The sequence below is a fragment of the Leisingera sp. CC-HEC093 genome (genome assembly GCF_059429195.1).
In genome coordinates, this window is sequence record NZ_JCAIJR010000001.1 from 1,563,679 (window position 1) to 1,587,974 (window position 24,296).

General features: G+C 60.8%; 24 protein-coding genes and 3 pseudogenes. 21 read left to right on the plus strand and 6 right to left on the minus strand.

The genetic code is table 11. The features are described 5' to 3' along the window. The first annotated feature begins 233 nt into the window (after positions 1–233). From AC5STB_RS07545 to AC5STB_RS07560, 4 genes and pseudogenes are all read left to right on the plus strand, one after another. Positions 234–782, plus strand: coding sequence for a hypothetical protein (locus AC5STB_RS07545; protein ID WP_495442340.1), 549 nt, complete (start codon positions 234–236; stop codon positions 780–782). Further along, complete coding sequence (locus AC5STB_RS07550) at positions 779–2,296, plus strand: patatin-like phospholipase family protein (RefSeq protein WP_495442341.1); 1,518 nt, start codon at positions 779–781, stop codon at positions 2,294–2,296. Before AC5STB_RS07545 ends, AC5STB_RS07550 begins: the two co-directional genes overlap by 4 nt. Positions 2,297–2,905: 609 nt before the next feature. Beyond that, positions 2,906–3,286: a hypothetical protein gene (locus AC5STB_RS07555; protein ID WP_495442342.1), complete on the plus strand. Its 381-nt coding sequence runs from the start codon at positions 2,906–2,908 to the stop codon at positions 3,284–3,286. Positions 3,287–3,414: 128 nt separating this feature from the next. Next, positions 3,415–3,825: pseudogene (locus tag AC5STB_RS07560) on the plus strand (integrase core domain-containing protein); the annotation flags it as partial. Between the two features lie 29 nt (positions 3,826–3,854). Here AC5STB_RS07560 and AC5STB_RS07565 read toward each other — a convergent pair. Continuing rightward, positions 3,855–5,014, minus strand: a protein-coding gene (locus AC5STB_RS07565; protein WP_495441156.1) for an IS3 family transposase whose coding sequence is annotated in 2 segments (ribosomal slippage) — positions 3,855–4,756 and positions 4,756–5,014 — 1,161 coding nt in all. Because the reading frame shifts where the segments join, the coding sequence is not laid out codon by codon here. 114 nt (positions 5,015–5,128) lie between these two features. Here AC5STB_RS07565 and AC5STB_RS07570 point away from each other — a divergent pair. Together AC5STB_RS07570 and AC5STB_RS07575 are read left to right on the plus strand one after the other, a co-directional pair. Continuing rightward, the gene (locus tag AC5STB_RS07570; protein WP_495442343.1) at positions 5,129–5,443 is read left to right on the plus strand and encodes a VOC family protein; all 315 of its coding nucleotides are present in this window, start codon (positions 5,129–5,131) and stop codon (positions 5,441–5,443) included. Positions 5,444–5,549: 106 nt separating this feature from the next. After that, complete coding sequence (locus AC5STB_RS07575; RefSeq protein WP_495442344.1) at positions 5,550–5,819, plus strand: hypothetical protein; 270 nt, start codon at positions 5,550–5,552, stop codon at positions 5,817–5,819. Positions 5,820–5,866: 47 nt separating this feature from the next. On the opposite strand, the gene AC5STB_RS07580 is transcribed toward AC5STB_RS07575, so the two are convergent. Next, positions 5,867–6,682 (minus strand): DUF4198 domain-containing protein, encoded by an 816-nt coding sequence (locus AC5STB_RS07580; RefSeq protein ID WP_495442345.1) that lies wholly within the window; start codon positions 6,680–6,682, stop codon positions 5,867–5,869. 210 nt (positions 6,683–6,892) lie between these two features. On the opposite strand from AC5STB_RS07580, the gene AC5STB_RS07585 reads away from it, so the two are divergent. The 11 genes and pseudogenes from AC5STB_RS07585 (at position 6,893) to AC5STB_RS07635 (ending at position 14,935) form a co-directional block, all read left to right on the plus strand. Continuing rightward, positions 6,893–7,435: a sigma-70 family RNA polymerase sigma factor gene (locus AC5STB_RS07585; protein WP_495442346.1), complete on the plus strand. Its 543-nt coding sequence runs from the start codon at positions 6,893–6,895 to the stop codon at positions 7,433–7,435. Then, positions 7,432–8,118 (plus strand): anti-sigma factor, encoded by a 687-nt coding sequence (locus AC5STB_RS07590; RefSeq protein ID WP_495442347.1) that lies wholly within the window; start codon positions 7,432–7,434, stop codon positions 8,116–8,118. Before AC5STB_RS07585 ends, AC5STB_RS07590 begins: the two co-directional genes overlap by 4 nt. Before the next feature lie 98 nt (positions 8,119–8,216). Next, on the plus strand, positions 8,217–8,768 hold the full coding sequence (locus tag AC5STB_RS07595; protein WP_495442348.1) for a fasciclin domain-containing protein: 552 nt from the start codon (positions 8,217–8,219) through the stop codon (positions 8,766–8,768). 112 nt (positions 8,769–8,880) lie between these two features. Then, positions 8,881–9,342 (plus strand): peptide-methionine (R)-S-oxide reductase MsrB, encoded by a 462-nt coding sequence (gene msrB / locus AC5STB_RS07600; protein ID WP_495442349.1) that lies wholly within the window; start codon positions 8,881–8,883, stop codon positions 9,340–9,342. 25 nt (positions 9,343–9,367) lie between these two features. Next, positions 9,368–9,709: a DoxX family membrane protein gene (locus AC5STB_RS07605; protein WP_495442350.1), complete on the plus strand. Its 342-nt coding sequence runs from the start codon at positions 9,368–9,370 to the stop codon at positions 9,707–9,709. Between the two features lie 389 nt (positions 9,710–10,098). Continuing rightward, a pseudogene (locus AC5STB_RS07610) lies at positions 10,099–10,431 on the plus strand (integrase core domain-containing protein); the annotation flags it as partial. An 869-nt stretch (positions 10,432–11,300) separates the two neighbouring features. Then, positions 11,301–12,248, plus strand: coding sequence for a YihY/virulence factor BrkB family protein (locus AC5STB_RS07615; RefSeq protein ID WP_495442351.1), 948 nt, complete (start codon positions 11,301–11,303; stop codon positions 12,246–12,248). A gap of 57 nt (positions 12,249–12,305) precedes the next feature. Further along, positions 12,306–12,439, plus strand: a pseudogene (locus tag AC5STB_RS07620) (YqaE/Pmp3 family membrane protein); the annotation flags it as partial. 31 nt (positions 12,440–12,470) lie between these two features. After that, on the plus strand, positions 12,471–12,818 hold the full coding sequence (locus AC5STB_RS07625; RefSeq protein ID WP_495442352.1) for a DUF4112 domain-containing protein: 348 nt from the start codon (positions 12,471–12,473) through the stop codon (positions 12,816–12,818). Further along, the gene (locus tag AC5STB_RS07630) at positions 12,815–13,810 is read left to right on the plus strand and encodes an endonuclease/exonuclease/phosphatase family protein (RefSeq protein WP_495442353.1); all 996 of its coding nucleotides are present in this window, start codon (positions 12,815–12,817) and stop codon (positions 13,808–13,810) included. Before AC5STB_RS07625 ends, AC5STB_RS07630 begins: the two co-directional genes overlap by 4 nt. Beyond that, complete coding sequence (locus tag AC5STB_RS07635) at positions 13,811–14,935, plus strand: AI-2E family transporter (RefSeq protein WP_495442354.1); 1,125 nt, start codon at positions 13,811–13,813, stop codon at positions 14,933–14,935. 186 nt (positions 14,936–15,121) lie between these two features. Here the strand turns inward: AC5STB_RS07635 and AC5STB_RS07640 are convergent, their stop codons facing one another. The 3 genes from AC5STB_RS07640 to AC5STB_RS07650 all read right to left on the minus strand — a co-directional run bounded on the left by AC5STB_RS07640 (position 15,122) and on the right by AC5STB_RS07650 (position 16,827). Continuing rightward, positions 15,122–15,673, minus strand: coding sequence for a phosphatase domain-containing protein (locus tag AC5STB_RS07640; protein ID WP_495442355.1), 552 nt, complete (start codon positions 15,671–15,673; stop codon positions 15,122–15,124). A gap of 4 nt (positions 15,674–15,677) precedes the next feature. Further along, positions 15,678–16,124, minus strand: a complete 447-nt coding sequence (locus AC5STB_RS07645) for a peptidase associated/transthyretin-like domain-containing protein (protein WP_495442356.1) — start codon at positions 16,122–16,124, stop codon at positions 15,678–15,680. Between the two features lie 100 nt (positions 16,125–16,224). Then, positions 16,225–16,827 carry a hypothetical protein gene (locus tag AC5STB_RS07650; RefSeq protein WP_495442357.1) on the minus strand — a complete coding sequence of 201 codons (603 nt, stop codon included), beginning with the start codon at positions 16,825–16,827 and terminating at the stop codon, positions 16,225–16,227. A gap of 339 nt (positions 16,828–17,166) precedes the next feature. Here AC5STB_RS07650 and AC5STB_RS07655 point away from each other — a divergent pair, with 339 nt between their 5' ends. From AC5STB_RS07655 to AC5STB_RS07670, 4 genes are all read left to right on the plus strand, one after another. Further along, positions 17,167–18,393 (plus strand): putative DNA modification/repair radical SAM protein, encoded by a 1,227-nt coding sequence (locus AC5STB_RS07655; RefSeq protein ID WP_495442358.1) that lies wholly within the window; start codon positions 17,167–17,169, stop codon positions 18,391–18,393. Next, on the plus strand, positions 18,393–19,841 hold the full coding sequence (locus AC5STB_RS07660; RefSeq protein WP_495442359.1) for a UdgX family uracil-DNA binding protein: 1,449 nt from the start codon (positions 18,393–18,395) through the stop codon (positions 19,839–19,841). The genes AC5STB_RS07655 and AC5STB_RS07660 overlap by 1 nt, the downstream gene beginning before the upstream one ends. Before the next feature lie 589 nt (positions 19,842–20,430). Then, positions 20,431–21,741, plus strand: a complete 1,311-nt coding sequence (locus AC5STB_RS07665) for a hypothetical protein (RefSeq protein ID WP_495442360.1) — start codon at positions 20,431–20,433, stop codon at positions 21,739–21,741. Next, positions 21,738–22,487, plus strand: coding sequence for a COG3904 family protein (locus AC5STB_RS07670; protein ID WP_495442361.1), 750 nt, complete (start codon positions 21,738–21,740; stop codon positions 22,485–22,487). Before AC5STB_RS07665 ends, AC5STB_RS07670 begins: the two co-directional genes overlap by 4 nt. A gap of 29 nt (positions 22,488–22,516) precedes the next feature. Here the strand turns inward: AC5STB_RS07670 and AC5STB_RS07675 are convergent, their stop codons facing one another. Then, entirely contained in the window at positions 22,517–24,049 is a 1,533-nt protein-coding gene (locus AC5STB_RS07675; RefSeq protein WP_495442362.1) for a catalase, read from the minus strand. Positions 24,050–24,296: the final 247 nt, after the last annotated feature.

Genomic DNA, 24,296 nt, shown 5'->3' on the forward strand with positions numbered 1-24,296 from the left:
CTCCAGGACTGTTTGGTGCCTTCTCAGAGCACCTGACGGTGGTCGTCGGTCGCCAAGCAAACCTTAGCAAGCCTACCAGGGGATCAGAGTAGCAACACGAGCGTTCGGGGCCCGTCTACCTAACGGTTGCAGAACGGGACTTAGTTAGCTTTCGCTGCGTTCGCTCCAATGTCAACTGACAAGGTAGCCAGCTGGCCTAATATTGTTTGTCACTGTTTTGCAGCTAGCCTAGCATGGAAGGCATGACGGAGCGTACTCACCAGTCTTCCTTGGCCGCTCAATTTATTGAACGCGTCAAGTCGCGCGATCTGATGTTACTGTTTATCGGTGTTCTGGGCTGGTTTCTTTTAGCTCTGCTGCCAATACAGAAAAACCTGCAACTTGAAGCTCTTTTTCTTTCATCCTCTTCCTTGGAGTTGGGTTGCCTCATGGCAATTGGTTCAATGTCTGGCACCCTCTTCTTTATAGCGCTTGGGCCTTCGCTTAGGAATTGGTGGCAATGGATAGCCCTGGTCATGCTTCAGATGCCAGCTCTACTGGTTATTTCCGCCAACCCAATCTATCCACAGTTGCTTCTGTTGTTTGGGGCCCTTTTGTGTATTTCGGTAGCCGTCGCCAAAGTGGTTCGGTATTTTCAGTTGCGCCGACGGGAATCAGGTCTGATTCTTCTTTCTTTCTCAGTGCTCGTGCATTCGTTCGTGATTGCTCAGCTGCTCGAAAATCCGGTCGACTTTAGCCGAACGGTGGGGACTCTTTTACTTTGTACTTATTTATCTTTTTGACGACGATCTTTCTAGCTGGTCTTTGGCTGGTCGGAAAACTACCGTTTGCACTCGTAGCAGCCTTGTTTTTGAGCGGTGCTGTTTTTAACGAAATCCGAAATGAGGCAGAACTAGAAGTCCTGGATGATGGGGAATACCCACTTCTTCACATTTCTGCGGCGTTCAGAGATTGGCTTTTAAGTAGGCGTGATCTGGACTTTTACCGTGAAAAGCAAAGGCCCTATCCGGTTTTCATTGTGGCAACAGAAGGAGGTGGCATCTATGCGGCCGCTCACGCATATTCCTTTCTTCATAAAGCCCAGGAGAGGTGCGGCGCTTTCTCGGAGCATATTTTCGCGCTTATTGGAGTTTCTGGAGGAGCCGTGGGTAATGGCATGTTCTACAATGAAGAAATGTCTAAAAAGGATGAAGTGCTGACCGGTGGGTGTTCTGAGTCAACAAGCCGCGCAACCGAAAAAATGCTTCAAGATCACCTGTCCCCAGTTGTTGGAGCGTTCCTGTTCTTGGACATCACTCGCCGGATCTCTTGGACAAATTATTGGACTTTCAACCGAAGCACTGCACTAAAGTTCTCGCTTTCAAATGATCCCTTAATTGAAGGAAGCGAGGGATTCTTAAAGAGCTTTATGGGTGCCTACTTCGGCGAAGTAATGCAGACAACACAGTGGCAAGATGATCCAACTAATGACGTTATGGAAGCCCCCAACCCACCCACACTAGGACCCGCTTTGATGCCTGTGGCGACAAATATCGAAACAGGCAATCGCCTCGTGTTCTCGCCGTTTAACTTCGAGTCAACAGCCGATGCTTCGTTGTTTTCAATTGAGCTAGAAGGTGAGGGTGATTTCCGTGACTTTGATATCGGCGACGCGACCGTGGCAAGCGCAAGCTTTCCCTGGATCACACCAACGGTGAGGTTTGGAAATGTCGTGCTGGCAGATGGGGGTTACTTCGAAAATATTAGCGCATCCACGGGTTTGGATATCGCAATGATGCTTGAGACGCTTGGCGGTCTTGGCGAATGCGATGAGTACAGGTACCTCGAAGACCCTATGGGTCATGCCGACTGGGGTTGTTCAATCCCATTTTCTATAACGTACATTTTCGTACGATCTGTTGATTTGCCTGGCACCAATTTTTCGCAAGCGTTCTTCTCCGACCCAGTTACAACGATGCTGAAGACACGGGAATCACGCGGTGATCTGTCAGTGATGCGAGTGTATGGGCACATATGCGATCTTCCGGGCTCTTGCATCCCACACCCGGATCACCGTCTGGTGGAAAGCTTAATTAGTCCTCGCCAATTGGAATTGCCTCTAGGCTGGAAACTGACCCACAGATTGGCTCAAACGATTGACGAAGTGGTTGTTCCAAAAACAGTCGAGTGCGATTCTGAAATTCATCCTACAGATATCGTTGCTGGCGGGGGCTTTGATAAGTGCGACATAATGAAGTTAAATGAAGACAGTTTTCTACTTCTTGAGGAGATTCTCTCACCACTTGGTCCAAGATAAGGAAAAGGGAATCTCATCACACGTGTATCATTACGAGTTGATAAACCGGGATGGCAACGAAACGTATTCGAAGACACGTGGAGTTGCGCCTGGAGACTTAAATTGAAAAGGGCACCATGTCGGCTCGCCTGCGTTCCGCCGCATCAGGAGACGTTGTAGCGCCACGCAGCATCCGGCACTTTGGGCTCACTGCCGCCTTGCGGCGTCGCGGTGACCAGACCACCACCTTGGATGACAGAGTGGATCTCGGGTGCTCCCCGGTATGATGGGAGCCAGCCCGGTGCGGACCTCCGCCCAGGGCGCAGCACTGCGGCCGGTCCTCGACGTGCAGAGCGGACTCCGGTCATTCGCTGCTGGCGCGGGCCGGACATGGCGAGACGTCGGAAGCCGACCTTCAGGCAACGTCTCATGAGATTTCTGTTCTGCAGTGCCGCAAGTCTGCTGCGGAGCCCATAGCAGCCGTCGCCGCCTAGTTTGGATTCTGCAGGGGCATTTGACCGGTGGTCAACCCAAAGCGGACCTCTTGCCTGACGAATAGCCGCGACGGGGTTGCTTCCAGGTCGGGCGAGAGCTTGTAGTTCGCTTTGCCGTAGAACGTCCTTTGCGGCGATGAACCGGCGGGCTTTCGTTGTCAACTGCGCTAGGGCTTCAATCGCCGACAAGTGCTTGCGCCCAAGTCAATGGTTGCGCAATCTGAGGGAGAAAAATGATCGAGTCGAGCAGATAGTGCCTCCAGAAACAACTCCCGTTGGGGATACAGCTAGAGAAGCCATCGATTCCCTTCGAGGTTATGTGTATCAAGTGTATCAATCGGCCCTTGCCTGGACCGAATTGAAAGAGGATGAGTTCCTTTTTCTGGAAGTGGCTGAGGACTACGCTGTTGCGGCCAAAAATGCGCTGCAAGCTGTACAAGTTAAGGAAACTTCTGGTCGGGTCACGATAAACTCGGATGATATTGTTACCAGCATTGATAGCTTTGTCGATTTGTAGGAAAGCAACCCGAGTTTGAAGGTCATACTGCGTCACCTTACAACCTCTACTGTTGGAAAAGAGAAGAAGCTAGAGGACCGAGTGGGCGATGTGCCTACTCTGGACGCCTGGCGAAACTTAGCTCGGTCAGCCGTGAATGCCTGGCGATCCGAGTGAAGCGGAAACTCAACTCGACCGACGTGATTGATGCCCTGACGGACTTGTTCATCCTGCGGGGGCCGCCAGCTTACGTTCGAAGCGACAACGGGCCGGAGTTTGTTGCCAATGACGTGCGGGCCTGGATTGAGGCTGTCGGGGCTAAGACCGCTTTCATCGAACCCGGAAGCCCCTGGGAGAACGGCTACGTCGAGAGCTTCAACGCCCGGATGCGGGACGAACTGCTCAACCGTGAGATATTCTATTCGGTGAAGGAGGCTCAAATCATCATCGAAGGCTGGAGGAAACACTACAACACAAAGAGACCCCACAGTGCATTGGGCTACAGGCCCCCGGCTCCAGAAGCCATCATCCCGATGGAACCGAGGCCAATGATGCACTAACAATGACCTGCCCCCCGCGGGTCCCTCGCTCATGACGAGAGTCTGCGGGTTTGATTTTGGTAGTCGTCGGTTTCGGGCTTGGCAAGCGCGGCAGGCGCGGAGCCCTCAAATTGCTCAAGCGCCTGCCGCGCTTGCTTTGGCGTTCTGTTCCCCAACGAAGAGTGCGGCCTGACGTTGTTGTAATCGTAGCGCCACAGCGCCAGCTTGCGGCGGGCATCGTCCAGGGTATCGAACAGCTCTTCATTGAGAAGCTCGTCCCGCAGGCTTCCGTTGAATGACTCGATGAAGGCATTCTGCTGCGGTTTTCCGGGATCGATGTAATGCCAATCCACGCCGTTCCTGTCGGCCCATCTCAGGATTGCCCGGCTGGTGAATTCCGTGCCGTTATCACTGACAACGCAAACAGGTTTTCCGTAGATCCGGACGAGCGCGTCCAGCTCCCGGGCAACGCGCTCACCCGAAATGCTGGTGTCCGCGGCCAGGCACAGGTTTTCCCGGCAGCAGTCATCGTTTACGGCCAGGATGCGGAACTTCCGCGACGCGCCGAAGCTGTCTGCCAGGAAATCCAGGGACCAGCGCTGGTTGGGCTGTGTGGCTTCGGGCATCGGCGTTCGCGAGCCCCGGGCACGCTTGCGGCCCCGCCGCCGTTTCACCGCAAGGCCTTCTTCCCGGTAGAGGCGGTAGAGTTTTTTGTGGTTCATGATCATGCCTTTTCGCTCAAGCAGCACGCCGATCCGCCGGTAGCCGAACCGGCGGCGTTTGCCAGCGATCTCCTTCATCTCCTGGCGGATCTCGGGATGGTCGAGCGGGCGTTCGCGCCGGACCGTCTTGGGGTCGACACCGACAAGCCGACAGGCCCTGCGCTGCGAGATGTCATGATCCCGCATTGCATTGAGCGCTGCCTCTCGCCGCTCTTTCGGTGTCGTCAGCTTTTTCCCAGCAGGTCTTTCAAAACCACGTTGTCGAGCATCGTGTCCGCCAGCAGCCGCTTCAGCTTGGCGTTCTCATCTTCCAGGGCCTTCAGCCGCGCGGCCTCCGACACCTCCATGCCGCCATATTTGGACTTCAGTTTGTAAAAGGTCGCCGGGCTCAGGCCGTGCCGACGGCACACCTCCGCTGTCGGCATCCCGGCTTCCTGCTCTTTGATCATCCCGATGATTTGCGCCTCAGTGAAACGGCTCTTACGCATTCGTCTGCTCCTACATAGGTTGGGCAGACTCTACTTCATGGTGAGGGATTTTGCGGGGGGCAGGTCAACAATCAAACTGGACCAGTCAGATCAGGCCACCCACCAACCGACGACATGCCGTCATCGGAAAAATTCTACCGGACGCTATTCGATCGCAAACCAGTCATTCAGCTCGATGACTTCATCGCTTTCGATATTGCAGAGGGATGGTTCGCCATAGTGTCACGAGAGCGCTACGCTCCCGATGCCGTCCCCGGAACTGGTGCGGTCCCCTACCTTCAATCCGGGAACCTCGTGACGCTGCAAGCCCGTATCGCCCAGGCAGGAGGTGCAGTCCCTGAGATCATCGAAGAGCCGGGTATCCACCTCCTCAAGATCAGCGACCCAACCGGCCAGCCGATTGAGTTCTTCATGTTGACCAGTCCATGAGGCGCAGCGCGATGGGAAGAGCGCCATTCATTTATTTCCCAGCTCCATTTGAAACTTTTTCTGCTTCTGTACGTGTCTACTTTGCGACTCAACAAAGGAGGGAAGCATGACTTGTTCAATCAAGACAATCGTTGCGGCCGGACTCGTTGCCGGGATTTGCGCTGGTTCCGGGGCGCTGGCCAAGGCGCACGATAACGGAGTTGGCGACGGTTCGCCCAGCGGAAATCCCAGTGTAGGCGGGCAGACCGCAGGTCAGGGCGGCAACGCCGTTTCCGGCGGTGTCCAGGGCGGCCAGCGCGGAGGCCAGGCGTCTGCGGATGGTCAGGGCAACCGCGGCGGAAACGGCAGCGCCGGCCAAGGCGCTGACCGCCGCTGAGCGATCGGGGCCTCCCCGGTGCAGCCCGGGGAGCCCCAGGCATCAAGTCAGTCCTTGCTGAGGACCTCGAAAGTCAGGGAGGCCCAGTAGCTCTCCCATGCAACGCCGACGCCGGGACCGGCCGGCCTCATCCAGACCGCATTGAGCAGATACCGCCCCGGCCGCGACACGTCGATCAGCGCGCGGCCTTCGGCATCGGTAACATAACTTTGCGGGTTTCCTGCAGTGTTCTTGAGGCCGTCTTTGAGAAAGACGTTGATCTGCTGCCCGGCCATTGGCGCTCCCTCCCGGAGCAGCACTACCGTAACGGCCTGAGCAGGCGTGGCGCCGTAGGGCGAGTTCAAAGCCACGATTTCCAGCGGCATTCCGACTGCGCGGTCGCTGCCACCAGCACCGGCGCCGGCCTGCACCAAAGCCTTGGCGCAGCGTGTGTAGGCCTCCGTGAAACCGCTCTCCGGCAATCCGAGCTCGCGATGCTTCGCAACCGCCCAGCTGTTGCCTTCGTAAGCCACGTAATCGGAAAATTCGTCCATGTTATCGAACTTCAGCCTGTCTGCCGCCGAGTGGTAGGCAATGATCTGCAACCCGGACCCAAGAGGCTCCGTGTTAACTGCTGGGATATCGCCGATCACACTGTCAATCGGCCTGGTGCTCCGCGCTCCGGTCAGTGTGAAATTCTGGAACCGGTCTGGCAGGTAGGGGAAAACGGCTCCGGAGAAATTCTGGCCGACCTTGAGGTCGGCACGGATCGGCGCGTCTTCCGGGAGAACGTGGTTTTGAGGCTCGATCCAGAACTCGTGCGCCGCCGCCGCGTGAACGGCGTGCAGGCAAATGACGATAAAGACAAGGTACCGCTGGACCATAGTCCTTATCCAAGCTCCGTAGCGCCGGAAAAATCAAGCTATGAATGAGAAAGGGACATCACGGCTCGGATCTCGGAGCGGGCCGCCGCTACACCGGCCGCAGTCATCGCGGTAGGCTTGTGCCGCGGCGTGTCACGATCTACCGTGCCGTGGGTGCGCCGCTGAGCCGGATCACTGACAGGATTGCTTTGGCCGGGGACACGCGCTTTCATGACCACTCGGAGCGACATTGAGGAGTTGATCGCCCGCACCAGCCTCGGTGACCGTGAGGCGTTCTCCCGCCTCTACGATGCAACCTCCGCGAAACTTTTCGGGATCTGCCTTCGTGTCTTGAAGAACAGAAGCGAAGCGGAGGATGCCTTGCAGGACGTCTATGTTAGGATCTGGCAGAAGTCCGGCGGCTATGCCGCCAACGGCTACAGTCCGATGACATGGCTGATTACCCTGACGCGGAACCTGGCGATTGACAGGCTTCGAGCGAGGAAATCCGCGCCTGCGGAAACAGATGACCCAGGCAGCGTCCCGGACAGCCGCCCGACCCCTGAAGCGGCGGCGGTGGCCGCCTCGGAGCAGCGCCAGCTTAACGCTTGTCTGGATGAATTGGACGGTGGCCGGGCAGAGGCGGTGAAGGGCGCCTACCTGGAGGGCTACAGTTATAAGGAGCTGGCGGCGCAGCACGCAGTGCCGCTGAACACGATGCGGACCTGGCTGCGGCGCAGCCTGCTGAAACTGAAAGAGTGCCTGAGCCGATGACAGCACCGGAAGATCATAGCGAAGATGCCGCCCTGGCCGGCGAATACGCGCTGCATCTTCTGGAAGCAGAGGCGCAGCGGGCCTTCGAACAGCGGCTGGAGCGGGAGCCGCATTTGCGCCAGTTGCTGCGGGAGTGGGAAGAACATCTTGCACTCTTGGCAGAGGAGGTGGAGCCGGTAGTGCCGCCGCGGCTGCTGAAGTCCCGTATCGAGGAACGGCTGTTCCCGTCCAGCAACGGCCGCCGCCATGGCGTCTGGCGCTGGTTCGCGGGTGCGGGTCTGGCTGCCGCAGTGGCGGTTGCCGCCATTGTCATCCTGCCGCGCGTGACCGCCCCGCCGGCGGTCGAGCCGTCCTATGTGGCGGAAATGGCGGCCGAGGACCGCTCGCTGGTGGTTGTCGCGCAGTTTGTGCCGGAAACCGCAACGCTGCAGATCGAGCGCCACGCGGGCGCCGCGGCGCCGGGCCGGGCGCTGGAGCTGTGGCTGATAGCCGAAGGCGCGCCGGGGCCGGTGTCGCTGGGCGTGCTGCCGGCGGAACCCGCGGCCAGCATCGCGGTGCCCCCGGAACTGGCCGCGCAGATTGCCGGCAGCACCTTTGCCATCAGCGACGAACCGGCAGGCGGCTCTCCAACCGGGCTGCCGACCGGCGCGGTGCTGGCTGCAGGCGCGGTGCAAAAAATCTGAAAAAATTCCGCAGGCGGTGAAACTTCCCGGGCCGCCATTACGTGACTCCTGTCAGCGCCGGGCAAAACAGCCGGCCCTGCTGACAGGAGTTAAAAACTATGACCTTTACCAAAACCACGCTGACCGCCCTGAGCTTTGCTGCGGCCTCGACCATGGCGTTTGCCGGCAACCCTGAGGTGGGCGGCGCGGCAATGTTTGCGGACAAGAATATCGTCGAAAATGCTGCCAATTCCGCAGACCACACCACGCTGGTCGCCGCGGTCAAGGCCGCGGGCCTGGATGAAACCCTGCAGGGCGAAGGCCCGTTCACCATCTTTGCCCCCACCAACAGCGCGTTTGAAGCGCTGCCGGACGGCACCGTGGACACGCTCCTGAAGCCGGAAAACAAGGAGGCGCTGACCGAGGTCCTGACCTGCCACGCCGTTGGCAAGGAAGTGATGGCCGAGGCGCTGAAAGGCATGATCGAGGACGATGGCGGCGAACACCCGGTGCCGACCCTGGGCGGCTGCACCCTGCAGGCGACCTATACGGACGGCAAGATGATGCTGGTGGATGAAAACGGCAATGTGGCCACCGTTACCATCGCCGATGTGAAACAGTCCAACGGCGTGATCCATGTGATCGACACCGTGATGCTGCCGAAGTCGTAACCGCGGCGCCATAAACGGGCGGTGCTGCCCCGGCCCTTGACGGCTGGGGCAGCATTCCCTTGCAATGGGAACAGGCCGGGAGCGGGCGCGTCGTGATACGGGAGGAAAGGCAATGCAGCGAAGGACGTTCATTCTGGGTTCCGCGGCCACTTTGCTGGCAGCACGGGGTCATGCCGGAGACGGCGGCTTTGAAGTCACCCGCACGGAGGCGGAATGGCGGGCGATGCTGAGCGATGCCGAGTTTCAGGTTCTGCGCGAAGAGGCGACCGAACGGGCCGGATCCAGTCCGCTCGACAAGGAAACCCGCGAAGGTCTGTACCACTGCAAGGGCTGCGACCTGCCGCTTTATGCCTCCGCAGCGAAATACGACAGCGGTACCGGCTGGCCAAGCTTCTGGGAAAGCCTGCCGGACGCCATCGGCACCAAGCCGGACCGCAAACTGTTTGTCACCCGGACCGAGGTGCATTGCCACCGCTGCGGCAGTCATTTGGGCCATATCTTTGACGACGGGCCGCAGCCGACCGGCAAGCGCCACTGCCTGAACGGGATCAGCCTTGTCTTCCGGCCAGCATAGGTTCGACTGCAAACCGGGCGGTTCCTTGCTGCTGATTGCAGGGCGGGTCTTGCTGGCACTGCTGTTTCTGGCAGGCGCGGGGCAGAAATGGATCAGCCCTGAGACGGCAATGGGACTGCTGGCAAAACTTGGTTGGCCGCAGTGGCTGGTCTGGCCGGCGATGCTGTACAACGCGCTTGCCGGGCTGGCTCTGCTGGCCGGTTTCGCGATCAGATGGGTGGCCATCTCACTTGCGGTGTATTGCATGGTCACAAGCGTGTTCCACCTGCAGCCGGATAACGACTGGCAGATTTCCATTTTCGTCAAGAACTGGGCGATTGCCGGAGGGCTTTTGGTTCTGGCTGAGTCAAGGCACCGCACGTCATAGTCCCGCAAAACCAGCTTCTTGAAAAGCGCATAGCGTTCACAGGTTGTGAGCGCCTCCCGCGGCTTGGAAGCCGATCATCGATCCTCCGGCACCGGAGGAAGCCTGGCCAGCATCTCCGGGTCCTCTGTGGAGGGGACAGCGGTGTCCCGGGTGTTTGAACTCGGGGTTTTAGATTTTCTGCGACGCGCAGGAATGGCAGCATTCTACTCTGCCATGTAGCGGGTGACATTCGGCGGTGCAGCGGATCGGTATGCTGCGAGCGCGTGCAGCAAGAGTTTGCTATTTCCGGAATGGGCTCACTGCCGACTTGCGGCGATGCAGCGGCAGGGTTGCAGCAAAACTTCACCAAGACGCTTCTGCCAGACGACGCCAGGCAGCCCCAAGCGGACATCCTACGCGGCGTGCCTGCATACATCCGGTCTGACAATGGCCCGGAGTTTATTGCTCAGGCTGTTCGGGATTGGATCGCGGCTGTCGGGGCCAAGACGGCTTACATCCAGCCAGGAAGCCCCTGGGAAAACGGATACTGTGAAAGCTTCAAGGCAAGGTTCCGGGATGAGTTTCTAAACGGAGAGGTCTTCTACAGCCTGCGTGAGGCACAAATCCTGATCCAACAATGGAGGAAACACTACAACGCCAAACGACCGCATAGTGCTCTGGGCTATCGCCCACCTGCGCCGGAAACTGTCGTCCCAATGGACCAAAGGCCGGTCATGCACTAACAATCAAACTGGACCACTCAGGTGGGGCTGATCATTCGCGCAAGCGGCGACCTTCCGGAAACCGCCTGACGTGTCAAAAAGCAATGCCCGCTGCGGTACAGGTTTCTCGGACGCCACCAAGCCGGACTTTCACTACAATAAGCAGGAAGGACTGGTGCGCGCCGTGAAGTTGTGGATTTTGAACTCTATATTGGCGCTACGCGCCAATATAGAGAGAAGGCAGAGTAGAGGACAGACCTCAAATTGGGGGTCAGATGCAACGCTTACCTCTGCTCCGTGCTCATCTCATTAGGCGGAGCGGCGGTTGTGCCGGCCTCTGCGAAAACTCTCAGGAACCAAAACAGGCAGCCGGGAGTTAGGTACTCATGAAAGAGCCAGCCGATCCGAAGGGTGCTCAATGCATAGCATTTCCACCTGATAGGTTTCGAATTGCAGTCCCGGCCGTTCAGAGTTTTTTGATTTGTGTTGGAGGAGAACCTTGATGGCTCCGAAAGGCAAAGAAATCCGGTGTTGGGGCACCTGCGGAGACGCCCAAGCCGACGGTAGCAGGTGGCTGCCGAGAAGCGGTGATCTGATGCGGCAGCCCGGGCGGGGGCTCCGGGAAGAGCGCATAAGGGCAGACGCTGCAGCCGCCAAAGACAAAGTAAAGTTATTCCGGAGGAAAAGCGCGTCGGGTCCAACCGGGGCGTTTCGGCCAAAAAACAGCCGCCGGAACCGTTGCCGGTGGAGACAAGGCAACCGGCAACAGTGACGCTGGGGCCGGTACGGCGAAAGCCAATGAAAATGATCCGGGTAAGTCCAAGCCCTGAGCCAACTGGGGGCGGCGTTAATGCCGGCCTCTCGCACTGTCCATTCCAGCGGAGACAGACATGACACGCGGCCGCAACGCTTCAGCACCCCATGAAATTCCAAAGACCGGCTGGAAAGACATCGCCCTGCGCCTGAAAGACGAGATCGCGGAGGATCATGTCGGCCTGATCGCGGCTGGTGTGGCATTCTATGGACTGCTCGCCCTGTTCCCCGCGATCACCGCGGTTCTGGCAATCGGCGGGCTGTTGGTGGAGCCCAGCCAGATTATCGATCAGCTATCGGCCTTTGCCGGCATCGTGCCCGACGAGGTCATGACCATCGTCACCAAACAAGCCACTGAGGTTGCCGGATCACGCGAAGGCGGACTGGGCCTGGCCGCAGCAGCGGGTATCCTGATCGCGATCTATTCGGCCTCCAAAGGCATGAAGAGCCTGATTGAGGGAATGAATGTGGCCTATGACGAGAAGGAAAGCCGTGGATTTTTTGCCAAGACCGCGACGACGCTGCTGCTGACCGTCTTCCTCATCGCGGGCCTTCTGATCGGTCTTGGTGCAACGCTGGTTGTCCCCTCCGTGGTCGCCTATCTCCAGGCCGGGGTGATTGCCGAAATGCTTGGCACAATTGTCGTCTGGGCAATACTTCTGTTGTTCACGCTGTTTGGACTGGCCGTTCTCTACCGCTACGGGCCGTCCCGTGATGCGCCCGAGTTCCAGTGGGTATCGCCAGGCGCGGTTGCTGCCTGCCTGCTCTGGATCATCGGCTCTGCCGGGTTTGCGTTCTATGTGGGCCACTTCGGCTCCTACAACGAAAGCTTCGGTGCGCTCGCGGGTGTTGTCGTGCTGCTGATGTGGTTCTGGATTTCGGCCTTCATCATTTTGATGGGGGCGGAGTTGAATGCCGAGATCGAGGCGCAAACCCGCCATGACACGACTGTCGGCGAAGACCAGCCCATGGGGCAACGTGATGCCGTTAAGGCGGACAAGCTGGGCGAGGCAAGTCAATCCTAACCAGTGCACATGCCGCGCGGCGGCTTCTTCCAGTCCAGAGGAGTGAGATAGAGGCCAATGGACCTTGCTCGCATCATCCTGACGGTGATTAAACCGCCACTCGGTGTGTTCTTCAATGTGGGTCTGGGAGGTCATTTTGGCTGATTATCCTTCTCACCCTCCTCGGCTTCATCCCGGGCACCGTTCATGACGTGTACATCATCGCCGGGAAACAGCCGGGATATGCTGTATGAACCCGACCATCTTGACCGGACCTCCACACTTCTGGACAGCAAGTTCCCTCTGCCGGGCACACAGCTCCCGTTTGGTCGGGACACAGTTGCGGGGCTGATCCCAAGAATTGGCGATGCGGTGACTTTGTTGCCGGCAAGCTATCTGCTCTATAAAGGATATCGGTTGAGCGCGGGCAAGCGGGCAATGGCCCGCATGGCCATGAGCATCGGTCTGGACGCTAATGCCGGCGCGGCTCCGGTGGTGGGGGACGTTTTTGACAAGTTCTTCAAGTCCAAGAACCGAACCGTCACAATTTTTCGGCGCGCGCTGGAGAGCCGCCAACGAAAAGCAACATGATGGAGGGCGTGGATGTGCTTCTTGTATTAATGAAGACCGTGATCTGGCTGCTGAGTCTCCTTGTCCTCGCAGTCACGGTTCTGCCGCTCTTTAACACGCATCAATGGTGGATCCGGATGTGGGACTTCCCGCGGCTTCATATACTGGTCGTTGCAGTTGCGCTTGCAGTGCTTGCATTCTTAACCTGGCGATCGGGATCGCTGATCCTTCTTCTCATCCTTGCGGCCAGCGCGCTCTACCAGGCGCGGATGATCTTTCCGTTCACGCCCTTGGCTCAGGTCGAAATCGAACTGGGGAACTTCTCTGGCGGGGCGGAAATTTCAATCTTGTCGGCCAACGTGCTGATGGAAAACAAAGAGCATGACCAGCTAGCCGCGCTGATAGAAGAAGAAGATCCCGACGTGCTGTTCCTTATGGAGACGGATTCAAAATGGGTCGAAGGGCTGGAGCACACACTGTCAGGTTTTGACACTGTGCTCACCCATCCATTGGACAATCACTACGGATTGATTTTCGCGACAAATCTCGAAGCGAAATCTGCCGAAACCGTTTTTCTCACAGACGACAACACGCCAACACTTCTGGCTGAACTCAAAGCACCGGATGGCCGGGGGTTTAATTTCATCGGCATGCACCCTCGTCCCCCGGTTCCGGGCAACGACACCGAAGAACGGGATGCGCAGATCAGGCGTGCGGCGACATTGACAAAAAACTCTGCTCTCCCGGTTATCAGCATGGGCGACTTCAATGATGTCGCTTGGTCTTGGACGGCGAAGCGCTTCAAACACCACGGCAACTACCGTGATCCGCGCGTCGGCCGTGGCATGCTGCCGAGCTTTGACGCGGAACATCCGATCCTCAGATTTCCGATTGACCAACTGTATCTGACCGAAGGGGTGGATCTCATTTCCTTCGAGCGCAAACGCGCAGTGGGATCCGATCACTTTCCGATGGGTGCAGTTGTGGCAATCAGCGGCGGGAGCGAGAAGTAAATGTCTGAATTCAAAACCCAAACAGACTCTGATCAGGATCACCGCGCGGGAATTCTCCGCGGTATCAAGCTGGCTGGCTTCGGGATATTCTTTCTGCTTCTCATACAAACACTTGTTTGGGCCAGTGATTTTCTGATCCCGGTGACAGGCGCTGTGCTTGGATACTTTGTGCTGAACCGCCCGCGGCGCTGGCTAAGCCGGATCGGCATTCCACCTGTTGTGAGCGCAGCTATGTTCACACTTTTCCTGATTTCCGCAGTTGGCTTTGCGATTGTGACACTGAGCCAGCCTGTCTCGGAATTCATCGCGGATCTGCCGGCCATAGTGAAACAAATAGACGAAAAACTCTCTACAAAAGGAGGCGCCTTTCAGGCCGTCAACGATGCGGCAGATGCCGCCGGCGAAATCCTGAACCCCAGAGAAGGCGAGACGGTAGAGGTGGAGGTCGTGTCAAAGACCGGCTTCGCAACCGTGATCGCAGGTCTGGCGCCGTCGTTGCTCGGCCAGATTGCTTTTGCCATCCTGCTGCTCTTTTTCCTGATCTCTTCCGGGGATATGTTCATCCGCAAGACGCTCCAAAGCCTCGGCGGGTTCAAAGACAAGCGCCGCGCCGTCAGTGTTGTGCATGATATTGAGGACCGTCTGGGCCGGTACTTAGGGGGGATCACGGCGATAAACGCCGGTCTCGGCCTCAGCGTCGCTGCGGCGATGGCTCTCTGGGGGCTGCCTAATGTACTGATGGTCGGTGTGATGGCTTTCGCATTCAATTTCGTCCCGTTCGTGGGCGCAATCCTGGGGACCGCGATCGTAGCCGTGCTGGCATTCGTATCTCTCGAAGGTCTCTGGTCGGCGCTGGGTGTCGGACTGACATACATGGCCTTGACGTCTGTTGAAGCTCAGCTGGTGACCCCGGCGCTGATCTCGCGCCATATGAAATTGAACACGACCGTTGTTTTCCTCAGCATCGCCTTCTTTGCCTGGATCTGGTCGGTCATGGGGATGATTGTCGCATTGCCGATTCTTACGGTCATCAAGATTGCGTGCGACGAGATCGACGGCTTGAAGACGATCGGACTGTTTCTGGGGCAGGACGAAGCGGTAGAAGACACAAATCCCGATAGCTGATTTGTGATGCCTTCTGCCAGCAAAGATGTCCCGTTTGGTGATCAGCTCTACAGCGGGTTTTCGTATGCCGGCAGCCGCTTCCGCAAACCCGCCTGCAGTGCGGGACGCACCCGATTATTTTCGGCTTAAGCCAAAATCAATGCTGCGGTTAACAGGGGAAAGCCCAGGGAGAGCGGCCGAAGCGCCTTAGAATACTTCCCGCTCCATTTTCAAAATGGCGCTTTGAAAGCTCGGCCCGGCAAACACCATCACCCCAGTGTCCTTCAACTCGGCGAGCCCGCGCTCGTCGCTCGTACTTAGACCGTCTTCGGAAATCCGAAGCAGCACTGCGGCTATACGCCTTGGGTGACGGCGCACCGCAGCGCAGTAAACCGAGGCGTCCTCCTGCCCGGTGTCGCCGATAAGAATTGCGGTCAATTCAGGATGCGCCTTCAGCAGAATGTCGATGCTTTGACCTTTGTGGCTGCCGTGGCCTGCAGAGATAAACTGGGTCTCGCTCAGGCCGAGGTCCCGCAGAAACATCGGGCCGCGCACAAGCTCCGCCTGATTGAAGACCTGGGCCAGAAAGGCGTGCATATTCCAGGGGGATGAACTGACGTAATAGACCGGATTCCGCCCCTGCTCAGACAGCCGCTGCAGCAAGGCGGCGGAGTCCGGGTAGATGCGCCGCGTCAGCGCGTTGCCGCTGAAAGTTGTCCATAGGTTACGGAGCAGAGAATAGGCGGAGGTATGCAGCACGGTGTCATCGATATCGGAGAGTCACCATAAACCTGGCATCCGGCCGGGGCACGAACACCGGACAGGCTGCTGGGGTGCCGCCGTCTGCAACCGACACCTCAATTTCATGCCAGCCCGGTGCCCGGCCAGCCGGGAGCGGTAGCTGGAAATAGCCTTCCTCGTCGGTGATGGCTGTGGTGCCGCCGTGGCTTACCGTGACCCCGGCAACCTCATCCGTCAAAAAGAGTGAGGTCATTTGCATAAAGTTCCGCAGCACGCTTTGCCCGCTGACCGCAGCTCTGCTGCGCGCCCCGGCCAGGACGCGGCCCCGTAGGATCAGGTGCTCCGGGGTGGCGTATCCGATATACGGATCGATAACCAAGGTGCCGCTTTCATGATTGCGGCGCGGCTGCAGCCGGTCCAGCAAACGTTCGGCACCAAGGGCGGTCCGGTGCAGGGCTTTTTTCAGCATGGCTTTCTCGGCTCCCATTTTTCGGCTCTAATTTGCGGTGCGGTAAAATGCTGTTCCGCCGTTTCTTCCCGTGGCGGCCGCCTGACTGCCTTGCGGCTGCTCAGAAAGAGAACTGCCGCGACCACTCCTCAAGCCGGGCCAGGAAGGCCCGGTCGCCGGCGTCATCGGGCGGCTCGAAATTCGGCAGCCCGCGGAGAATGGTCCTCAGGCCGCGCAGGTTCCCTTCGCGATCCAGCCAGTTTGCCGAGAACTGTGCCAAGCCTTCAGGCAGGCGGTAGTCAGGATCGGGGGTAGAGTAGTAGAGCGCGTGGGGAACGCTGATCAAACCTGCCACGAGATCGGCAAGCGCGTGCAAATCCCAGGCGCGGCTGCTTTCAAAATCCTGGCAGGCTGCGGCATGGGCGAGGAACGCGCGTCCGGTCTTGACGGTTTGTGTTGTGTTCAGAACAAAGCTCACCGACAGCGTCATCACGATCATTCCATTCACGGCGACAAGCACAGTCGCCAGCTCCCAGCCTGTCGACCCCGGGCTGCTGTTGCCTGCGCCCAATGTGGACAGTGCTTCACCGATAAAACCAAGATCCATCACCCATCCGGCTGGCTGGCGGGTGTCCGTGACCAGAACTGCGGGTGTCCGTGACCAGAACTGCGGGTGTCCGTGACCAGAACTGAAGTGTCGGAGGCTTGAAATATCAGCAGCCACGACAGCGCGGTGCCGGCTATCCAGAAACCTGCAATCGACGACATCACCAGCGGGCCGATCAGGATGCGACCGCCCGGAACATGCCGCAAAACCCGTTTCAGTATCTGCCAGGCAGCCCGGGCAACCCGCCGCGACGGCAGGCGGCGGCCGGTAATCCCCACTGTTGTCAGGAGGAAGTCGCCGCAAACTGATATCAGCCCGCATATGCCAAGAAGAGCAAACCCCATAACATCTCAACGTTGGCACCCCGCTCCGGGTTCCCGGTGGTTTTTCGCCCAAGCCGATGGGGGCAGGCTTGCCTGTTGCGGGGTGGGAACATAAAGTGAACAAATGGCTGGAATGAGTATTCAAGATAAGTTAGCGATTCTAAGCGATGCCGCTAAATACGACGCCTCCTGCGCGTCGTCAGGCTCCACCCGGCGTGACTCGCGCGATGGCAAGGGGCTGGGGTCGAACACCGGCGCGGGGATCTGCCATGCGTATGCGCCGGACGGGCGCTGCATCAGCCTGCTGAAGATCCTGATGACGAATTTCTGCATCTACGATTGCGCCTATTGCATCAACCGGGTGTCGTCGAACGTGCCGCGGGCGCGGTTCACTCCGGATGAGGTGGTGAAGCTGACGGTGGAGTTCTACCGGCGCAATTTTATCGAGGGTCTGTTCCTGTCCTCCGGCATCATCCGGTCGCCCGATGCAACGATGTCGGACATGGTGCAGATCGCCCGCAAGCTGCGGGAGGAGGAGAATTTCCGCGGCTATATCCACCTGAAGACGATCCCCGACGCGGCGCCGGAGCTGATTGCGGAGGCCGGGCGGCTGGCCGACCGGCTGTCGATCAATGTGGAGCTGCCGACCGATGCCTCGGTGCGCCAGCACGCGCCGGAGAAAAAGCCGGAACAGATCCGCAAGGCGATGGCCGATGTGCGGCTGCGCGGCGAGGCCGCTAAGGAGCGCAGCCATACCGGCAAGCGGCCGCCCCGGTTTGCGCCTGCCGGGCAGTCGACGCAGGTGATTGTAGGGGCCGATGGCTCCAGCGATGCGGTGATCCTTGGGCAGTCCACCCGGCTTTATGGCAGTTACGGGCTGCGGCGGGTCTATTACTCGGCCTTTTCGCCGATTCCCGATGCCTCGGCCCGGCTGCCGCTGGTCAGCCCGCCCTTGGTGCGGGAGCACCGGCTCTATCAGGCGGACTGGCTGCTGCGGTTTTACGGGTTCGGCCTGGAGGAGATCACCAGCGCCGCGCCGGACGGCAATCTGGATCTGGAGATCGACCCCAAGCTGGCCTGGGCGCTGGCGCACCGGGGGCTGTTTCCGCTGGATGTGAACCGCGCCAGCCGCGAAGAGCTGCTGCGGGTGCCGGGGTTCGGGGTCAGGACCGTGAAGCGGATCCTCAGCACCCGGCGGCACCGCAGCCTGCGGTATGAAGACCTGCAGCGGATGGGGGCGCTGTTGAAGAAGGCGCGGCCGTTTATCACCGCGGTTGGCTGGACGCCGGGGGCGCTGGCAGACACCGCGGATCTGCGGGCGCGCTTTGCGCCGCCGCCCCAGCAGCTGAGCCTGTTCTGATGCAGGTGGTGAGCCTGCCGCCCATCGGCACCGCGGCCGCCTGGCGGGAGGCCGCGCGCGGCTATCTGAGCGCCGGGGTGCCGCCGGAGGAGCTGCGCTGGCACTGCGGCGCGCAAGCTGAGGCGGGGCTGTTCGACATTGCCGCAGCGCCGCCCGCACCGGCGCGGCAAGTGGCGGTGCCGCGCAGCTTTGTCAGCCTGGCGGAAAGTGTCTCCTGGCATTCGGACCCGGCGCGGTTTGACCGGCTTTATGCGTTCCTGTGGCGGCTGAAGGACACGCCGCAGCTGATGAGCGACCGGGGCGATGCGCAGCTGGCGCATCTGCGGCGGATGGAGAAGGCGGTGCATCGCTGCCAGCATAAGATGAAGGCCTTTGTCCGGTTCCGCGAAACCGGCAGCCCGGAGGCGGCACGGCGCAGCTTTGCTGCCTGGTTCGAGCCGGAGCACCGCACGGTCGAACCCACGGCGCCGTTCTTTGCCCGCCGGTTCGGGGACATGGACTGGCGCATCCTGACGCCGGAGGTCTGCGCTGTGTTCGAGGACGGCGTGCTGCGGTTTGAGCCGGGCGCGCCCAAGCCCGGCATGCCGGAGGATGCCAGCGAGGGGCTGTGGCTGACGTATTTCCGCAACATCTTCAACCCGGCGCGGCTGAAGGTGAAGGCGATGCAGTCGGAGATGCCGAAGAAATACTGGCGCAACATGCCCGAGGCGGCAGCGATCCCGGAGCTGATCGCCACCGCGCCGGCCCGGGCGAGGGCAATGGCGGAGGCGGCGCCGACGCTGCCGCCCGCCCGCACGGCGCGGGTGCAGGCCGCGGCAGAGCAGGCGGCCAATGCGCATTGGCAGGGACCGCAGGACGGGCTGGCGGCGGCGCTGGCGGGCTGCACCCGCTGCCCGCTGCATGGCGCGGCCACCCAGGCGGTGCCGGGAGAAGGTCCGCAGGATGCGGCGCTGATGCTGGTGGGGGAGCAGCCGGGCGACCGCGAGGATCTGACCGGACGGCCCTTTGCCGGCCCCGCCGGGCAGCTGCTGAAAGAGATTGCGGCCGAAGCCGGGGTGGAGCGCGGTGCGGTTTATCTGACCAACGCGGTGAAGCACTTCAAGTTCCGCCCGCAGGGGCGCCGCCGCCTGCATCAGCGCCCGAACGCGGGCGAGGTGCAGCGGTGCCAGTGGTGGCTCGATGCCGAAGTTAAGCTGGTGCAGCCACGGCTGATTGTGGCGATGGGGACGACGGCGGCGCTGGCCCTGACCGGCAGCGGCGACACGCTGATGGCACGGCGCGGCACGGTGGAGACCGGCCGCCAGGGGATGCCGGTTCTGCTGACTTTGCATCCGGCGCATATCCTGCGCACGCCGGACGCTGCCGCCCAGACCCGTCTGCGCGGGCTGTTGCGCAGCGACCTGGCTGCCGCGCGGGAGCATGCCGGGCTCGCGCGCCCGGCAGGTTGAACGGGGAGGGGATCGGGCCGCCTCGCCGGCCGGGACCACGGGGAAAACGCCCTCGTTCCGTTCCGTGGCGATCCGGTTGCCGGCCGGGATGAGCTTGTTCCGGGCCTTACGGGCGGTATGTCAGGAGGTGTTCGGGGCGGAACAGGGCAGGGCGAACCAGACATCCTTTCGGAAAACATCCTGCCCGGCCATCCGGCCCCCCGGACCTTGGCATCATTGGCTCTTTCATCATCCAGGTCTCAAACGGGGTAGCGATGAACGCCTCTACCGGCACGATGAGGCGGGCGCCGTCCCAGCCGCGGCGCTGGACATAAGCGAAATTGATCTGTTCCACGTGAAAAGCTAGGCGTTGCAGACGATCCGGCCGCCGATCCTGGCGGACTGGTTCCCCGCGATCTGCAGGGAAGCGATGACATCACCCGGCAGCCGGCGGGCAGCGAAACCCAGGATCAGGGTCAGCGCGCCGGCAGCATTCCGGCCGGAATGGCTGCAGTTCCATAGGCAGCCTCTGCAACGGCTGGCGGAGATTTGCCTGCTGCTGCCTTGTTTTACCAGCCGCAGGGGTCATGTTCTGAGGGGAGGAGCCGATATGAAACGTGAAATCAAGGGCCTTCGCTACGCACGCGAAGTCGAAGGGCATCTGCAATGGCTGGACAGCTTCACCCCGGCAGCGCTGGGCGTGCTTGCGGTGGCCTCTGGCATATACACCTATCTCGGCGTGCGCGGCCTGCTGGATGACGATGGCGTGCTGTCGCTGTTTGCCGCCGTGTCTTACAGTGCCGCGGTGTCGACCGGGATCTATGTGTTCTGGTCCTATCTGTTGCGGCTGCTTCCGGCGATGCAGACAGCTGCGGCGCGGATGTGGCTGTGCCTGTCGATGGTGCTGGGATCGGCGGCGATTGTTGCGATGTCGTCCTGGCTCAACGCGGCCGCGCTGGCGGGGTCGGCGGCGGTGGAGCAGCATCTGGCGCGTACGGTGCAGGAATACCAGACCTCTTTGGAACGCGCCAATGCCTTCGCGCTGCAAGGCCAGGCCCTGCGGCTGGACGTCGGCAGGGCACGGCAGGGGTTTGAGGACCTGTCGCAGCAGGAGGCAGGCGGCGGCCTGTCCGGCCTGGCCGGGCGCGGCGCCGTCTTCCGGGTGCTGATGCAGAAATCCGATGAGCTGGCGGCACTTGAGAAGCTGATAGCTGAGCAGGAGGCGCCGGTGGCCGCAGCCTTTGCCGAAGGCAATGCGATCCTCAGCCGGATGCGGGCGCTGACAGTTGCGCCGGGCCCGGTGGCCGCCCGCGGTGTTGAGTTTTCAGAAGAATCGGTGCGCTTGGCCGGCATCATCGCAGAGCTGCGGCAGCTGTCGGTGGCGCCGCTGGTGGACCGTGCGGCGAGGGATCTGGCGGAATCGGTGGTTCTGCCACGGCTGGACGCAGGCGATGCGGGCGGCCAGGCTGCCCAGCAGGCAACCATCACCTCGCTGCTGCAGGTGCTGGCGCAGCGGGCCGAGACGCTGCGCGCCGCAGCGGCCGAGGTTCTGGCGATGGAGCCCGCTGCCGAGGTCGTCTATACCCCGGTTTCCAAGGCTGACGCGGTGATCCGTTATGCGGGGAATTTCGCCCCCTCCTGGGCCGGTGCCATCGCCATCGACTTGCTGCCGGCGGTGCTGGTCCTGATTGTTGCGGTGGCGCAGGGCGCCATCCGCGCCGGGCGGGAACCGGCACAGGCAGAAGATTCGATGACTGTGGCGGAGCTGCGCGCCGCAGTGCTGGCGCTGCGCGAGGTTGAGCCCGCGGCCCTCGGAACGGCCTTGGAACCAGAGGATAAGGAGGCTGCCGGCAAGGCTGAGGATGGGAGCGGCACGCCTGGCGCCGCCGGGCCGCGTCCCGGGCCCAGAGCGGTCGATTGAGCCGGGGCAGGGGCATTTTCCGGCCCGGGCCGGGGGCGCCGTTCCGCTGGCTGCTGGGCTGCCAGATCGGCCTGGCGGCGATGCTGGTGGCGCTTGACCTCGGCCCGGCGCTGCCGCGGCTGCTGTCGCCGGTATCGGCGCCGGAGCTGGATCAGCCTACCCGGCCGGGCGACCAGACCCGGCATTACCGGCCGGGCCGGCCCGCCAATCCCGGCCCCGGCATCGACCGTGACATGCCGCGCCGCCTGCTGGCAGAAGAGACTACGCTGGACGGCCGGCCGGCCCTGCTGCTGCGGGGGGCGGTTTCGCCCGGAGATGGCGGGCGGATCGTCGCGGAACTGCAGCGGGTAAACCCTGAAATTGTCCTTCTCGATAGTTCCGGCGGCAGTGTTGAGGATGCACTTGAGATTGGCCGGGCGGTCCGCGGGGGCGGCGCAGAGACGCGCCTGGCAGACGATGCGGTCTGCCTGTCTGCCTGTCCTTACATCTTTGCGGGCGGAACCGGCCGGCAGGTTGCGGCGACTGCGCGCCTCGGCGTGCATCAGCACCGGTTCGGGGAATCCACCATCCTGCCCGCGTTCCTGGCGGTCGAGGATATCCAGCGCGGCCAGGCCCGTGTGCTGGAGCATCTGGCCGCCATGGGCATTGACCTGCGGATCATGGGGCCGGCGATGGCGACGCCGGCCGATGAGATCTATATCCTGACCGCCGAAGAACTGGCTGAGTGGAGCGTGGTGACGGACTGACAGATGTCACATTGCCCGAACAGTACCCGTCAGCCGCCGTCCTCTTGGCCGGAGATGCTGCGTGCGGACGCAAGGCCCTGCGCCTTCGAGGCACCGCCCAGCTTTTTGCGCACGCCCTCCTCAATCCGCTTGCCGGTTTCCTTGTCGATATTGCGCCAGTAGTCGAAAGCGCGCAGCAGAACCGCCTCGCTGACCCCGTCGCACAGGTGGCCGACCACGTTCGACACCAGCCTCTCACGGGCGGCATCGTCCATCACGCCGCGCACCAGCGCGCGGGCCTGGCTCCAATCGTCGTCGTCTTCGCGCAGCGTATAGGCCTGGCGCACCATGTCGCCATCCGTGTGCCACACGCCCGCCTCGCCGCGGGTGTCAGGCTGCGCCGCCGGCCCGCCGTAGGAGTTGGGCGCATAGACCGGGTCCGTTACAGCCTCGGCCCGTGCCGCACCGTCCTTGGAGTAGCTGTAGACCGGGCATTTGGCGCTGTTCACCGGGATCTGCTTGTAATTCACCCCCAGCCGGGCGCGATGGGCATCGGCATAGGCAAAGCCGCGCGCCAGCAGCATCTTGTCAGGCGACAGGCCGATCCCCGGCACCATGTTGTTGGGTTCAAAAGCGGCCTGTTCGATCTGGGTGTGGAAATCGGTGGGGTTTTGGTCCAGCACCAGCTTGCCCACCTCCATCAGAGGGTAGTCGGCATGCGGCCAGACCTTCGTCAGGTCGAACGGATTGATGCGGTAGGTCTTGGCTTCCTCAAAAGGCATCACCTGCCATTTCAGTGTCCAGCTTGGGCAGTCGCCATCTGCAATAGCGTTGAACAGGTCGCGCCGGTGGTAATCCCCATCGGTGCCGGCCAGCTTGTCGGCCTCGCTCTGGGTAAGATGGGCGTTGCCGTCGCCCTGATCGGTGTGCCAGTGGAACTTGACCCAGAAGCGTTCGCCCTCGGTGTTCACAAGAGAATAGGTGTGGCTCGAATAGCCGTTCATCTCGCGCCAGCTCTTCGGGATGCCCCGGTCGCCCATCAGATAGGCGACCTGATGCGCGCTTTCGGGTGAGAGTGTCCAGAAGTCCCACTGCATATCGTGATCGCGCAGGTCGTTATCGGCGCGCCGCTTCTGGCTTCGGATGAAATGCTGGAACTTCAGCGGGTCCCGGATGAAGAAGACGGGGGTGTTGTTCCCGACCATGTCGAAATTGCCGTCTTCGGTGTACATCTTCACTGAAAACCCGCGCGGGTCACGCCAGGTGTCGGGGCTGCCGCGCTCTCCGGCCACGGTGGAGAAGCGGACAACTGCCTCGCAGGATCCGCCAGGCTGAAAGATTGCGGCCTTGGTATAGCGCGAGACATCCGCCGTGGTTTCGAACCGCCCGAATGCGCCGCCGCCCTTGGCGTGGGGTTGGCGTTCAGGGATGCGTTCACGGTTGAAATTTGCCATCTGCTCAAGCAGGTAGTGGTCGTGCAGGACAATCGGGCCATCCGGACCCACGGTCAGCGAATGCTCATCGCTTTCAACGCGGATGCCAGAGTCCGTTGTGGTGGGCGGTACGGTTTTTTGACTAGTCATGGCGGGCCTCTCTGAGATGTCTGACTAAACAACTGTCCGCGAGATAGAGAGTTCCGCTTTTTTGCCATGAAGTTTTGCAGGCTGCACTCGGTTAACGTTTTGCAGACCAGACGGGGGAACCTTTGCCGCTCTCCCTCCAGCGGCACCAGCAGGCTGGCAGTTTGGGGAAAATGCGGGCCTGATGCGGGGTCGATCCAACCTATTTTCGCCGGCCCGGAAATCAGCATGGAGGAGGGACTGCGGCTGG